13 protein-coding genes and 1 pseudogene are annotated in these 12,587 nt (G+C 63.9%); 10 read left to right on the top strand and 4 right to left on the bottom strand.

The genetic code is table 11. From position 1 onward, the window contains the following. Positions 1-550 (bottom strand): annotated as a pseudogene (locus tag AC062T_RS06190) (sensor histidine kinase); the annotation flags it as partial. 67 nt (positions 551-617) lie between these two features. Further along, positions 618-1,310: a response regulator transcription factor gene (locus AC062T_RS06185; RefSeq protein ID WP_108515041.1), complete on the bottom strand. Its 693-nt coding sequence runs from the start codon at positions 1,308-1,310 to the stop codon at positions 618-620. 89 nt (positions 1,311-1,399) lie between these two features. Here AC062T_RS06185 and AC062T_RS06180 point away from each other — a divergent pair, with 89 nt between their 5' ends. Genes AC062T_RS06180 through AC062T_RS06170 form a run of 3 tightly spaced genes read left to right on the top strand, consistent with a single transcriptional unit; the run spans position 1,400 to position 4,330 of the window. Continuing rightward, on the top strand, positions 1,400-2,629 hold the full coding sequence (locus AC062T_RS06180) for an NAD(P)/FAD-dependent oxidoreductase (RefSeq protein WP_476028370.1): 1,230 nt from the start codon (positions 1,400-1,402) through the stop codon (positions 2,627-2,629). 44 nt (positions 2,630-2,673) lie between these two features. Beyond that, positions 2,674-3,576 carry a dihydropteroate synthase gene (gene folP, locus AC062T_RS06175; RefSeq protein WP_476028368.1) on the top strand — a complete coding sequence of 301 codons (903 nt, stop codon included), beginning with the start codon at positions 2,674-2,676 and terminating at the stop codon, positions 3,574-3,576. After that, positions 3,569-4,330, top strand: coding sequence for a pyrimidine reductase family protein (locus AC062T_RS06170; RefSeq protein WP_476028366.1), 762 nt, complete (start codon positions 3,569-3,571; stop codon positions 4,328-4,330). Before folP ends, AC062T_RS06170 begins: the two co-directional genes overlap by 8 nt. Here the strand turns inward: AC062T_RS06170 and AC062T_RS06165 are convergent. Continuing rightward, positions 4,327-5,781 carry an aldehyde dehydrogenase (NADP(+)) gene (locus AC062T_RS06165; RefSeq protein WP_476028364.1) on the bottom strand — a complete coding sequence of 485 codons (1,455 nt, stop codon included), beginning with the start codon at positions 5,779-5,781 and terminating at the stop codon, positions 4,327-4,329. The genes AC062T_RS06170 and AC062T_RS06165 overlap by 4 nt on opposite strands. A gap of 120 nt (positions 5,782-5,901) precedes the next feature. Here AC062T_RS06165 and AC062T_RS06160 point away from each other — a divergent pair, with 120 nt between their 5' ends. From AC062T_RS06160 to AC062T_RS06130, 7 genes are all read left to right on the top strand, one after another. Further along, positions 5,902-6,798: a LysR family transcriptional regulator gene (locus AC062T_RS06160; protein WP_476028362.1), complete on the top strand. Its 897-nt coding sequence runs from the start codon at positions 5,902-5,904 to the stop codon at positions 6,796-6,798. A gap of 128 nt (positions 6,799-6,926) precedes the next feature. Next, entirely contained in the window at positions 6,927-7,841 is a 915-nt protein-coding gene (kdgD, locus tag AC062T_RS06155) for a 5-dehydro-4-deoxyglucarate dehydratase (protein WP_476028360.1), read from the top strand. 72 nt (positions 7,842-7,913) lie between these two features. Then, positions 7,914-8,690: an amino acid ABC transporter ATP-binding protein gene (locus tag AC062T_RS06150; RefSeq protein ID WP_108997962.1), complete on the top strand. Its 777-nt coding sequence runs from the start codon at positions 7,914-7,916 to the stop codon at positions 8,688-8,690. 47 nt (positions 8,691-8,737) lie between these two features. Next, positions 8,738-9,631 carry a glutamate ABC transporter substrate-binding protein gene (locus tag AC062T_RS06145; RefSeq protein ID WP_476028358.1) on the top strand — a complete coding sequence of 298 codons (894 nt, stop codon included), beginning with the start codon at positions 8,738-8,740 and terminating at the stop codon, positions 9,629-9,631. Positions 9,632-9,705: 74 nt separating this feature from the next. Further along, entirely contained in the window at positions 9,706-10,350 is a 645-nt protein-coding gene (locus AC062T_RS06140) for an amino acid ABC transporter permease (protein ID WP_108997964.1), read from the top strand. After that, positions 10,347-11,192 (top strand): amino acid ABC transporter permease, encoded by an 846-nt coding sequence (locus AC062T_RS06135; protein ID WP_108997966.1) that lies wholly within the window; start codon positions 10,347-10,349, stop codon positions 11,190-11,192. Before AC062T_RS06140 ends, AC062T_RS06135 begins: the two co-directional genes overlap by 4 nt. Further along, positions 11,189-12,391 carry a pyridoxal phosphate-dependent aminotransferase gene (locus AC062T_RS06130; RefSeq protein ID WP_476028356.1) on the top strand — a complete coding sequence of 401 codons (1,203 nt, stop codon included), beginning with the start codon at positions 11,189-11,191 and terminating at the stop codon, positions 12,389-12,391. Before AC062T_RS06135 ends, AC062T_RS06130 begins: the two co-directional genes overlap by 4 nt. A gap of 29 nt (positions 12,392-12,420) precedes the next feature. Here the strand turns inward: AC062T_RS06130 and AC062T_RS06125 are convergent. Then, positions 12,421-12,587 (bottom strand): hypothetical protein (locus AC062T_RS06125; protein ID WP_476028373.1); only part of this gene is annotated, 167 nt, incomplete at its 5' end.

Genomic DNA, 12,587 nt, shown 5'->3' with positions numbered 1-12,587 from the left:
CCACGACGGAGAGGGCGAAGCCGAGGAAGATCGCCGTGTAGCGGGTGATCGTGGCATTGGTCTCGTCGAGACGTTGGCCGATCACCAGGGTTGCAACATTGCCCGTATCCACGTTCTCCACGGGGAAGGCGACAACGCGGGTCTGGCTTGTGTGGGTCGCGTTCTGCAGCGTGACGGCGCCCTCAAGCTGGATGACCGTCGGCAGCGTGAGCTCGCTGAGCACGGGTCGAAGGTGCGCTTCGTCTTTGTCGAGGTTGTCCTCGATGAGCTTGCCGGAGTAGTCCACCAGCGCCATGTAAAACGGCGAGGGGCCGAGTGAACCGGATGAGATGGAGTCGGTATCGAGATCGATCTGCCACGCGGTGATATCGGCCGCCGCGGACTTGATGTTGTCGTCGACGCGGTCGAGAAGATAGGTGCGGAGCACCGACATGGTGCCGACCCCCGCAACGAGCAGACCTGCCGTCACGATGAATACGGTGACCCCGGTGATCTTGGTTCGAAGGGAGATCGAATCCCACCACTCGAGGGGCCTAGATGCCGTCTTCATGCTTGTATCACCACGTCAGGTTACGTGCTCGGGCTGAGCGCAACATCCGCACCCCCTGGGCGCAGTGTCAGGATTTGTCGACCTTGAGCATGTAACCGAATCCGCGCTTGGTTTGAATCATGGGTTCGTCGGAGTACTGGTCCAGTTTGCGCCGCAGGTAGGACACATAGGATTCCACGATTCCGGCATCACCGTTGAAGTCGTACTCCCACACGTGGTCGAGAATCTGCGCCTTGCTGAGCACCCGGTTGGGGTTGAGCATCAGGTATCGCAGCAGCTTGAACTCGGTGGGGCTCAACTCGACCTGGTCGTTGCCGACCGTGACCTCGTGGGTGTCTTGATCCATCGTGAGTTCGCCAGCGCGGATGATCGCGTCTTCTTCGTCTTGCATCGTGCGGCGCAGGATGGCTTTGATGCGGGCGACGATCTCGTCGAGGCTGAACGGCTTGGTGACATAGTCGTCGCCGCCCACCGTGAGGCCCGTGATCTTGTCCTCGGTGTCGTCCTTGGCCGTGAGAAACAGGATGGGGGAGGTGTAGCCGGAGGAGCGCAACCGTTTGGTCACGCCGAAACCGTTCATGTCGGGCAGCATGACGTCGAGGATGATCAGGTCTGGCTCTTCTTCGAGCACGGCCGAGATGGCCTGGGCGCCGTTGCCGACGGCCCGCACGGCAAAGCCTGCGAAGCGAAGGCTCGTGGTGAGCAGGTCGCGGATGTTGGGCTCGTCGTCGACGATCAGAATCTTGGGTCCGTCACTCATGACCCAAGTATCTGAAAGTTGTCTGGATGCGGACTGGGAGTCTCAAAGTCTGCGGCAAGCCCCAGAATGCGGGCGTAGAGTCCGCACGCATGAGCGCGGAAACACTTCTGATCGTGGGAGGCGGGCTCGCGGCCGCTACTGCGGCGGAACAACTGCGAGCGAATGGCTTCGCCGGCACCATCCGCATCATCGCGGCCGAACGGCATCGCCCCTACATCCGCCCGCCGCTCTCGAAGGGGTACCTGCTGGGCACACAGGGCAGGGATGCCGTCGATGCGCAGCCTGCCGAATGGTACGAGGCCAATGGGGTCGAGCTCTTTCTGGGAGCTATCGCCACCTCCGTCGACCCTGCCGGTCACCATGTCGGTCTCGCCGATGGGAGGGTCTTCGACTACGACCGGCTGCTGCTGGCCACGGGGGCGAGTCCTCGCCATCTTGACCTGCCTGGAGCGCAGAGCGTGGGAGTTCACTACCTGCGCACTCTCGACCAGAGCGACGACCTGCGGGCGGCGTTGAGCGAGGGAGGACGAACGGTTGCCGTGGTGGGAGCAGGGTGGATCGGGCTCGAACTAGCCGCCGCCGCCCGGGTCTATGGCAATGAGGTCACGGTGATAGGCCGGGGCGAGGAGCCGTTGCAGGCGGCCATCGGGGTCGAGCTTGGGCGCGTATTCGGGCGAATGCATGAGGAGCGCGGCGTGCGGTTCCGGATGCAGCAAAGCCCTCAGTCGTTCATCGAGCGCGATGGGGCGGTCGCCGCAGTCGTGACCGAATCCGGTGAGGTCGCCGCCGACCTGGTGATCGTGGGTGCCGGGGTCGTGCCCGCAACGGCCTTGGCGGCATCCGCAGGGCTTATCGTGCTCGACGGCATTGTGGTCGACGAGTCACTGCGTTCATCGGACACCGACATATTTGCCGCAGGGGATGTGGCCAATCCGTGGAATGCGGTTCTCGCCCGGCATGCCCGCTCAGAACACTGGGCCAATGCCATCGCGAGCGGCACGGTCGCCGCCAAGACGATGCTCGACATCCCCGCCGCACTCGATGATGTGCCCTACTTCTATACCGATCAGTACGACCTCGGGATGGAGTTCTCGGGCTACTCGTCGCTCGCGCAAACGGCGAGAGTCGTCTACCGCGGCGACGTTGGCGCCCGCGAATTCATCGCGTTCTGGCTGGCCGGCGACCGCGTTGTGGCCGGGATGAACGTGAACGTGTGGGATGTGCACGAGCAGATCGTGGCGCTCGTGCGGACGCTCGAGCCGGTCGACCGGGAGAAGCTTGCTGACCCTTCGCTGCCGCTCGCGAGCCTCGCGGGCTGACGCGCCCCCTCACCGCGCCCATCACGGGGTGCCACTATGGGGGAATGAGCTTTGCCCTTCCCCCGTTGACCACCCCCGTGCGCATGCTTGGCCCCCGAAGTTTCGACTTCTCGCGCCGCGTCGCCGTCATGGCAATCGTCAACCGCACTCCCGATTCGTTTTATGACGAGGGGCGCACCTTCGCCCTAGACGCTGCCGTGGCGGCATCCCTCACGGCGGTAGAGGACGGCGCCGACTGGGTGGACATCGGGGGCGTTCCGTTTGCCCCGGGCGACCCGCTGCCCGCACAGGAGGAGGCCGACAGGGTCGTGCCCGTGATCGAGGCCGTGCGTGCGGCATCCGATGTCATCATCTCTGTCGACACGTTCCATGCGGAGGTTGCCCGCCGCAGCATCGAGGCCGGCGCCAATGTCATCAACGACACGACCGGCATGAGTGACCCCGACTTGGCGAGAGTCGTTGCCGAGAGCAACGCGAGCCTGGTGATCACGCACAGCCTGGCGCAGCCGCGCACCCAGTTCGCCCACCCTCGCTACACCGACGTGGTCAGCGAGGTGACCGGCTACCTTCGACGCAAGGTGCGGGCGGCCATGGATGCGGGCATCCCGGCTCATAGGCTCTTTATCGACCCCGGCCCCGACCTCAACAAGAACACCCTGCATACGCTGGAGATCGTCCGCAGATTTAACGAGATCGCCGCCATCGGGTTGCCGGCTCTCGCGGCCCTGTCGAACAAGGACTTTATTGGCGAGACCCTCGACCTGCCCAAGGCAGAGCGCCTGGAGGGCTCCATCGCGGCGGCTGTCGCGTGCGTTCTGCAGGGGGCCCGCATCGTGCGCGTCCACGAGGTTGCACCCACCGTCGCCGCCGTTCGCATGGCCGAGGCCGTGCTGGGGTTGCGCCAGCCCGCCTACCTCAAGCACAACATGGGTGAGTTCAATGAGTGAGCCAGGGTCGGGATCGATCAGGATGCTGCGGCCGTACGCGTCGCTCGACGACGAGGGCCTCGCCGCCGTCTATGCGGTTCACGACCGCGCGGTTCCCTGGCTGCGCGTCAACTTCATCACCAGCATCGACGGTGCTGCCACCCACGACGGGCTCTCTGGCGGACTCGGCACCCCGGCCGACCGTCGGGTGTTTGACGTGTTGCGCTGGCTCGCCGACGTGATCGTCGTCGGCGCAGGAACCGTGAGAACCGAAGGCTACGGGGCAATCAGCCTCGGGGACGACGCCGTCAGGTGGCGCCGTGAAGCGGGGCTCCCCGACCAGCCGGTTTTTGCGATCGTATCGAACACGCTCAGGCTCGACCCGGCATCCGACATCTTCACCAAGGCTCCGCGCCGACCGCTCATCCTGACCTCCGCCGCGGCCCCCGCTGACCTGCGCTCGGCGCTCGCCGAGGTTGCAGACGTGATCGACTGCGGCGAGAAGACCGTTGATACGAGGATGCTGCGCACCCTGCTGGCGGAGCGTGGGCTCCCGCAGATGCACAGCGAGGGTGGCCCGCACCTTTTTGGCGCGATGATTGCCGACGGCAGCGTCGACGAGATCTGCATCACCGTGAGCCCGCGCCTTGAGGGCGGCATGGCTCGACGCATCGTGGATGGGGGAGTCGTCGCCCCGCGCGGCATGCATTTGGCGCACACCCTCGCGGCGGACGACGGCACTCTGCTGCTGCGCTACGTGCGCGCGGACTCCTAGGCGGGTAGCCCGTCGACAAGGCGAGGTACGCCGAGGGGGTTGGTGTCGCGCAGTGCCTCCGGCAGGAGTTGCTGCGGCATGCCTTGGTAGGCAACGGGCCGAAGGAAGCGCTCTATGGCCGCGGTTCCCACCGAGGTTGAGGAGGGTGCCGTTGTGGCGGGGTAGGGCCCGCCGTGGTGCTGAGCATGAGTGACCGAAACGCCGGTGGGCCACTGGTTCCACAAGACGCGACCCGCGCGCTTGGCGAGCATGCGCACAAGCTCCGGCGCGATCTCATCTCCGTCTTCGCCGACGATGGTGGCCGTGAGCTGGCCGTCCAGCAGGCGAGCGATCTCTAGTAGCTGGTTTTCGTCGTCGTATTCCACGACAAGAGCTGCTGGCCCAAAGACCTCGGTGACGATGGTGTGAGGATCGGCGATGACGGCTTCTGCCCGAGTGGCGAGCACGGTGGGAGCCGGCGGCTGGTCAGACGGCGTGTGTCGCGACGAGACGACGCGGATTTCGGGATGCGCGCTGAGCGCCTCGAGCGTGCCGAGGTAGCCGGAGTGGATGCTCGGGTTGAGCAGGGCTGCGGCTTCGGGCAGCGTTGTCTGCTCAATGAGCTCGGCAATTGCGAAGCCGGACGGCGCAAAGAGAACACCTGGCTTGGTGCAGAACTGGCCCGCCCCCATTGTGAAGGAGGCGATGAACTGCTGAACGATATCTCCGGCGCGGGCCCGTGCGGCTGCGGTGGTCACAAACACGGGGTTGACGCTGCCGAGTTCGCCAAAGAAGGGGATCGGTTCGGGGCGTGCCTGGGCGATGTCGAAGAGTGCGCGGCCGCCAGGAATCGAGCCGGTGAATGCCCCGGCTTTGACCAACGGGTGCTTGAGCGCCGCAATGCCGGCCTCTCGACCAGCGATCAACTGGAACAGACCGGCGGGTGCGCCGGATGCGGCAAGGGCGTCGACGATTACGTCTGCCGTGGCCACCGAGAGGCGCGGGTGCCCCGGGTGCAGTTTGAGAATGACGGAGCAGCCAGCCGCCAGCGCCGAGGCGGTGTCGCCGCCCGCGACCGAGAAGGCGAACGGAAAGTTGCTCGCGGCGAAGACCACGACCGGCCCGAGCGGGGTGAGCATGCGGCGCAGATCGGGCCGGGGTGCGCCCATGGGCCATTCGGCATCCGCGTGGTCGATGCGGGCGCCTAGGTAGTCGCCCCGATTGAGTACCTCGGCAAACAGGCGCAACTGGAACGTTGTGCGGGTGAGCTCGCCGCGCAACCTGCCTTCGGCGAGTGAGGTTTCTTGCATCGCCACGGGCACGAGGTCATCGATGGCACGGTCGAGTGCGTCGGCGACGGCGGTGAGTGAGGTGGCTCGATCTGCCGCGGAGGTGGACGACCAGATATCGGCGGCTGCGTCGGCCCTGGTGACGATGCCGTCGATCGTGGTGACGGGGGTCGCTTCGATCATTGTGTGGTGCTCCTAGCTCGCGGCGGGGTCGCCGCCCCCATGCTAGGTCGCCCCAATCATGATCGTCCAAGCCCTAGAATGCATCGGATGATGCCCTGCGGGTATCAGAGAGGCGGGGCCGTGTTCACCTTCGATCAACTCAAGAGCTTCGTGGTTCTAGCGCAGGAACTCCACTTTGGGCGTGCCGCCGAGGTGCTGAATATGACGCAGCCGCCCTTGAGTCGACAGATTCAGAAGCTCGAAGCTGAACTGGGGTTCCTGCTATTCGATCGAACCAAGAAGAGCGTGAGCCTCACGCAGGCGGGCGTGGCGTTCCGGGACGAAGCAGAGAAGATCCTGCGCATTTCGGAGTCGTCTCGCGAGCTGGCGCGCAAAATTGCCGAGGGTTCTGCAGGGGAGCTGCGTCTCGGCATCACAGCCACTGCGATTATGGGGCTCCTCGGTGAGATTCTTGAGCTCCTGGATGACCGCGCTCCGGGAATTAGCGTGGACGTGCAAGAGATGGTTTCTCAAGACCAGATGGACGCTGTGCTCCGCGGCGCTATCGACGTGGCGTTCTTGAGAGAGCTCTCTGACTCAGCAGAACTGGATTCGTTGCTCGTGCTGAGCGAGCCGCTTCTGGTAGCGATCGGCAGTCGGCATCCGCTCGCGGTGACCTCTCGTTCGGTGAGCGTTACCGATCTTGAGGGTGAGCAGGTACTCACCTATTCGCCCGATCAGGCGCACTATTTCAATGCCCTCGTCGAGAGCGTGCTGAATGGTGTGACGGTCAGGCCAAGTCAGGAGATGACGCAGGTTCACAGCATGCTCGCGCTTGTCGCGGCAAACCGGGGCATCGCGCTGGTTCCCGCATCTGCGGCGAAGATGGGGATGTCGGGGATCGTCTTTCGACCAATTGCGGAGCGCGCCGACTCGTCGGTGCAGCTATATGCCGTCTGGCGCCGCGACAACTTCAATCCTGTGATGCGGGCTGCCCTCGGAGTATTGCGGGATCTCCATGCTCGCGCAGTTCAGTAATGCGCCCAAGGTATCAACCAATGCATAAGTGCAGTTGATCGGGTATTTGTCCGTCCTTACTCTGGTGTTCACCGCGGCACGGTAAAGCCGCGGTCGAACATCTCATCAAAACAAAGGACTCATCAACTGTGACTGCCTACAGCCCGCATGACCTCGCCCAGAAGGTTGGCAGCGGACTCCTCTCGTTCCCGGTGACGGCATTCGCCGACGACCTCAGCTTCGACGAGGCCCGTTACCGGCAGCACGTCTCGTGGATGAGCAGCCACGACGTCGCCGGACTCTTCGCTGCCGGTGGCACCGGCGAGTTCTTCTCGCTCACCAACGACGAGCTCAAGGTCATCGTGCGTTCGGCCGTCGAAGAAGCCGTCGACACCGTGCCCGTCCTCGGCCCGGCCGGTGGCTCCGTGGCCAACGCAATCGCTCAGGTGAAGATCTCTGAGGAGGCCGGAGCCGCAGGCATCCTGCTCTTCCCGCCGTACCTCACCGAGGCCTCGCAGGATGGTCTCTTCGCCTACATCGATGCGGTGTGTAAGAGCACCTCGCTCGGAGTGATCGTCTACAGCCGCGCCAACATGTCCCTCGACGCTGACACGGTCGCTCGTGCCGCAGAAGCCAACCCCAACCTCATCGGGTTCAAGGACGGCGTCGGCAGTCTTGACCAGATGACCAAGATCTATAGCAAGGTCGGCGACCGTCTCATTTACATCGGCGGCCTCCCGACGGCGGAGACCTATGCGCTGCCGTATCTCGAGCTGGGAGTCACCACCTACTCGTCGGCGATGTTCAACTTCGTCCCCGAGTTTGCGTTGCGCTTCTACGCAGCGGTGCGTGCTCGCGACCACGAGTTCGTCTTCACGAACCTCCGCGACTTCGTGCTGCCGTACATCGAGCTGCGGGATCGCAAGCGCGGCTACGCGGTGTCGATCGTCAAGGCTGGTCTCAACGTGACGGGTCGTGAGATCGGCCGCGTTCGTGCTCCGCTCACCGATCTGAACGCAGAAGAGAACGAGGCCCTGCGCGCTCTGATCGCACGCGTGCAGTAACTCGAGCATTGCCTTGCGGTGGTGCGCCGACCCTGAGCGCACCACCGCGCCCCCGAGAATGAACAGGTAACTATGGTCAACAACACAGTGTCGATACCGTCGCTCGCGGCCCACGACCCGCTCGTCGAGCTGCGCGGGGTCAACAAGTTCTACGGCGACAACCAGGTATTGCGCAATATCGACACGATCGTGAATCGTGGCGAGATCGTGGCTCTCATCGGCCCGTCCGGGGCGGGCAAGTCAACGCTGTGTCGTGCGATCAACCGACTCGAGACCATCAACTCCGGCGAGATCCTCATCGACGGTGTCTCGCTTCCCGACGAAGGGCGCCAGCTCGCAACGCTTCGCGCCGATGTGGGAATGGTCTTCCAGTCGTTTAACCTCTTTGCTCACAAGAGCGTGCTCGAAAACGTCTCGCTCGGCCCCGTCCTCGTCCGAAAGATGAAGAAGGCCGATGCCGAGAAGATCGCCATGGAACACCTGGAGCGCGTCGGGGTCGCCAACCAGGCGCACAAGATGCCAGCGCAGCTCTCCGGGGGCCAGCAGCAGCGCGTGGCCATCGCACGCGCCCTCGCCATGAACCCCAAGGTCATGCTCTTCGATGAGCCGACCAGCGCGCTCGACCCCGAGATGGTCGCAGAAGTCCTCGATGTCATGCTCGACCTCGCCAAGACGGGGATGACGATGATTGTCGTCACCCACGAGATGGGCTTCGCCCGCGAGGCTGCAGACCGGGTCATCTTCATGGCCGACGGCCAAATCGTTGAAGAGGCGCCGCCGGAGACCTTCTTCTCAGCGCCGGCCACCAGCCGCGCCCGCGACTTTCTCCAGAAGGTACTCGCACGCTGACGCTTCGCCCCCTCCGCACCACCACCATCACCATCCAGAGGAGTTCCATGTTCAAGAAGAAGACGACGCTGGCCATCGCGGCCGTCGCCGCAGCAGGCCTCATGCTCAGCGCGTGCGCGTCGACCGAGGCGGATACAACGCCCGGCAAAACCGCAGCATCCGCCAAGTACGAGGTCAACACTGATGTCACCATTGACGGGAGCCCCGTCTTCGACACGATTGCCAAGAACGGCACCATCACGATCGGTGTTAAGGAAGACCAGCCCGGCTTCGGCGTGCGCGACGCAGCATCGGGTGAGCGCTCGGGCTTCGACATCGAGCTCGCCACCTGGATCGCCGCAGAGCTCGGCGTCGAGGCGGAGAACATCGAGTTCGTCACCGTGCCCAGCCAGAGCCGTGAGCAGTCGCTCACCAACGGTGACGCCGACCTGATCGTCGGAATGTACACGATCTCCGACAAGCGCAAAGAGCTTGTCGACTTTGCCGGGCCCTACATGACCACCGGTCAGAGCATCCTCGTCCGCAAGGACAACACGACCATCAAGGGCGAAGACGACCTCGCCGGCAACAAGGTGTGCTCCATCACTGGCTCGACCCCGATCCAGTACATCAAGACGAACCACCCCGACGTGAACACCGTCGAGTTCGAGAACATGGCGCAGTGCGTCGACGCCCTCCTGAACAACCAGGTTGACGCCGTGACGACGGATGAGGCGCTCCTGATCGGATACGTCACCCTTTCGCCGGACGAGCTCAAGGTCGTCGGCAAGCCGTTCACCAACGAAGGCTTTGGCATCGGCCTGGCCAAGGGTAACGACTCGCTCCGCTCCTACATCAACGGTCTCCTGACGGACAAGACCGCCGTGTGGAAGCAGATCTACGAGGAGACGCTCGGAACCTCCGGCGTCGAACTCGAGCCCGCTGAGGTCGACAACTACTAAGTCGACCAGCAGGAGGGGAAGGCCCATCCGGGTCTTCCCCTCCCATGCCCTCACGCACAGCGAACGGAACCAACATGGAAGTACTCCTCGACAATCTGGACCTCTTCGTCCTGGGATTCAGCAACACGGTGCTCATATTTGCGATCTCCGCCGTGTTCTCACTGGCTCTCGGACTGGTCATCGGGGTGCTCCGCATCTCGCCGTCTACGCCCATGCGGGGCGTTGGCACGGTGTACGTCAACACTCTGAGGAACACGCCGCTCGCGCTGCTCATGATGTTCTTCGCACTCGGTTACCCCAAGCTCGGCCTGCCGACGCTTGACTACACGACGCTCGCGATCATCGCCCTCGTTCTCTACACGGCAAGCTACGTTGCCGAGGTATTCCGCGCCGGCGTCAACTCAGTGCCCGTCGGACAGATGGAAGCCGGCAGGGCGATCGGGATGACCCTCACCCAGCTCATCCGGGTCGTGCTCGTGCCCCAGGCCTTTCGCAACGTGGTACCACCGCTCATCAGCGTCTTCATCGCACTGCTCAAGAACACCACGGTGGCCAGCGGGTTCTCCGTGATGCAAGCGGGAGCCATCGCCGCCAACATGTCCGAACGGGGCGAGAACCTGCTCGCGACCCTGCTCTGGGTTGCCCTCTTCTTCTTCGTCCTCGTGATGGGCCTCGCCGCCGTACAGCGTCATTTCGAAAGGAAGTGGGTGCAGAAATGAGCTACCCAACCCAAGCCCTCTTCGATGTGCTCGGCCCGCGCGGCCGCCGCAAGAGCGCAATCGCTGGCACCATCACCATCGGTGCCGTCGTCGCCATCATCGCTTTTGTCGTCATCCAGCTCGCGCGCTCCGGCCAGTTCTCGGCCGCCAAATGGCAGGTGTTCACGTTCCCGCTCGTGCAGCAGGAGATCATCAAGACCACCGGTTCTACTCTCTCCGTCTTTCTCGTCGGAGCCGTGCTCGCGATTGCTCTCGGCATCGTGCTGCTCCTCGGCCGCATCGCCCCCCTGCGCTGGGTCAGCAGGGTCTTCGCGTGGCTCACCGAGATCTTCCGTGCGATTCCGCTGCTGGTTCTGATGATGCTCATCTACTACGGATTGCCGGTGCTCGGGGCCACCTTCGTGACGCCGTTCATTGCGGTAGCAGCCGGTCTCATGATCTATAACGGCTCGGTCTTCGCCGAGATCTTCCGTGCAGGGCTCAACTCGATTCCGCCCGGCCAGTCCGAGGCCGCCCAGGCCATTGGTATGCGCAGGGGCCAGATCCTCGTTGTGATCCTGGCGCCTCAGGCCATCCGCAACATGATGCCCACGATCATCTCCCAGCTGGTTGTTGCGCTCAAAGACACCGCACTCGGGTTCATGGTCACCTACCCCGAGCTGCTGTACCTAGCAAAGTTCTATGGCACCCAGATGTCGTATGGCAGCCCCATCATCCCCTCGGCCATCGTGATGGGATCCATCTATGTCGTGCTCTGCCTGATCATGTCGTTCATCGCTGTGCGCGTCGAGAAGTGGTCGAGCGCACCCCGCACCCCCAAGCAGAAGGCACTTCGTCCATGACCGACCTGACCGTCTCTCGCCTGCTCGCCTCCGTAACGGAATCCGCCCCGCAAGCCATTAGCCTTCTCGCGGCCCGGTACGCGGCGGAGGGTCGCCCTGTCATCGCGTTCGGCGCTGGCGAGCCAGACTTCGACACCCCGGATTTCATTACGGATGCTGCCAAGCGCGCCATTGACGAACCGAAGAATCACCACTACTCGGGCCCGAGCGGTCTGCCGGAGCTGCGCACCGCGGTTGCCGCCTACACGAGCGACTACACGGGGATCGAGGTCGCGGCATCCGCTGTATCGATAGCTAATGGCGGTAAGCAGGCCATCTACAACGCGCTCTCTGCCATTCTCAACCCCGGCGACGAGGTTATCCTTCCGGCGCCCTACTGGACGAGCTACCCCGAGCAGGTCACGCTGGCCGGCGGGGTTACCGTGCCAGTGCCGACCACCGCAGAGGCCGACTACAAGGCCACCATCGCGCAGCTCGAAGCCGCGCGCACCCCGCAGACCAAGGTGCTCATCCTCACCTCGCCCTCCAACCCGACCGGTTCGGTCTACAGCGAGGAAGAGATTCGTGAGATCGGGGAGTGGGTCACAAAACACGGCATCTGGGTGATGTCCGACGAGATCTACCACCACTTCGTTTATGAGGGTGTTGAATTCACGTCGATCGCACGCTTCGTGCCGAGGGAACAACTCATCATCGTCAACGGTCTCGCCAAGAGCCACGTGCTCACCGGATGGCGGCTCGGCTGGGTTATCGCCCCGCCGGCAGTGATCGAGGCCGTCAAGAACTTTCAGTCACACACGACCGGAAACGTGAACAACATCGCCCAGCGCGCGGGTATTGCCGCCATCGCCGGGGGTTCGGAATTCCCTGCCATGATGCGTTCGGTCTTCGACCGCCGCCGCCTCATCGCTCACGAGATCCTCAGCAGCGTGCGCGGATTCGTTGTGCCCAAGCCGCTTGGCGCGTTCTACGTGTTCGCCGACGTGCGCGCCGTGCTCGACGGGCGACTCCACCACCGGGGCGAGCCGGTCACGACGAGCCTGCAGCTCTCAGGGCTGCTCCTCGATGAGATCGATGTGGCCGTCGTGCCGGGCGAGGCGTTTGGCGCGGACGGCCACCTGCGGTTCTCCTACGCTCTCGAGGATTCGAAGCTCATCGAGGGCCTGGGTCGCATCCGCGATTACCTCGCGGAGCACTGAGCGGGCGCATTCTCGCCTGACCAGCGCTCCTAGGCGACGGCAGCCTCGAGGCTGTGGGCGTCGAGAATCTCGTAGCTGTAGCCCTGCTCCGCGAGAAAACGCTGACGGTTCTGGGCAAAATCCTGATCCACGGTGTCGCGGGCGACGAGGGTGTAGAAGTTGGCGGGCAGACCGCTCTCTTTGGGGCGCAGGAGTC

This window comes from Homoserinimonas sp. (assembly GCF_056262345.1).
The sequence above is the reverse complement of the archived record's forward strand: the minus strand, read 5'-3'. Positions and strand labels throughout refer to the sequence as shown.

Excerpts from the sequence above, each read along its gene's own strand:
- folP (WP_476028368.1), top strand. The coding sequence starts at position 2,674 with ATGAGCTTTGCCCTTCCCCCGTTGACCACCCCCGTGCGCATGCTTGGC.
- AC062T_RS06135 (WP_108997966.1), top strand. The coding sequence starts at position 10,347 with ATGAGCTACCCAACCCAAGCCCTCTTCGATGTGCTCGGCCCGCGCGGC.
- AC062T_RS06180 (WP_476028370.1), top strand. The coding sequence starts at position 1,400 with ATGAGCGCGGAAACACTTCTGATCGTGGGAGGCGGGCTCGCGGCCGCT.
- AC062T_RS06165 (WP_476028364.1), bottom strand. The coding sequence starts at position 5,781 with ATGATCGAAGCGACCCCCGTCACCACGATCGACGGCATCGTCACCAGG.
- AC062T_RS06150 (WP_108997962.1), top strand. The coding sequence starts at position 7,914 with ATGGTCAACAACACAGTGTCGATACCGTCGCTCGCGGCCCACGACCCG.
- AC062T_RS06130 (WP_476028356.1), top strand. The coding sequence starts at position 11,189 with ATGACCGACCTGACCGTCTCTCGCCTGCTCGCCTCCGTAACGGAATCC.
- AC062T_RS06185 (WP_108515041.1), bottom strand. The coding sequence starts at position 1,310 with ATGAGTGACGGACCCAAGATTCTGATCGTCGACGACGAGCCCAACATC.
- AC062T_RS06140 (WP_108997964.1), top strand. The coding sequence starts at position 9,706 with ATGGAAGTACTCCTCGACAATCTGGACCTCTTCGTCCTGGGATTCAGC.
- AC062T_RS06170 (WP_476028366.1), top strand. The coding sequence starts at position 3,569 with ATGAGTGAGCCAGGGTCGGGATCGATCAGGATGCTGCGGCCGTACGCG.
- AC062T_RS06145 (WP_476028358.1), top strand. The coding sequence starts at position 8,738 with ATGTTCAAGAAGAAGACGACGCTGGCCATCGCGGCCGTCGCCGCAGCA.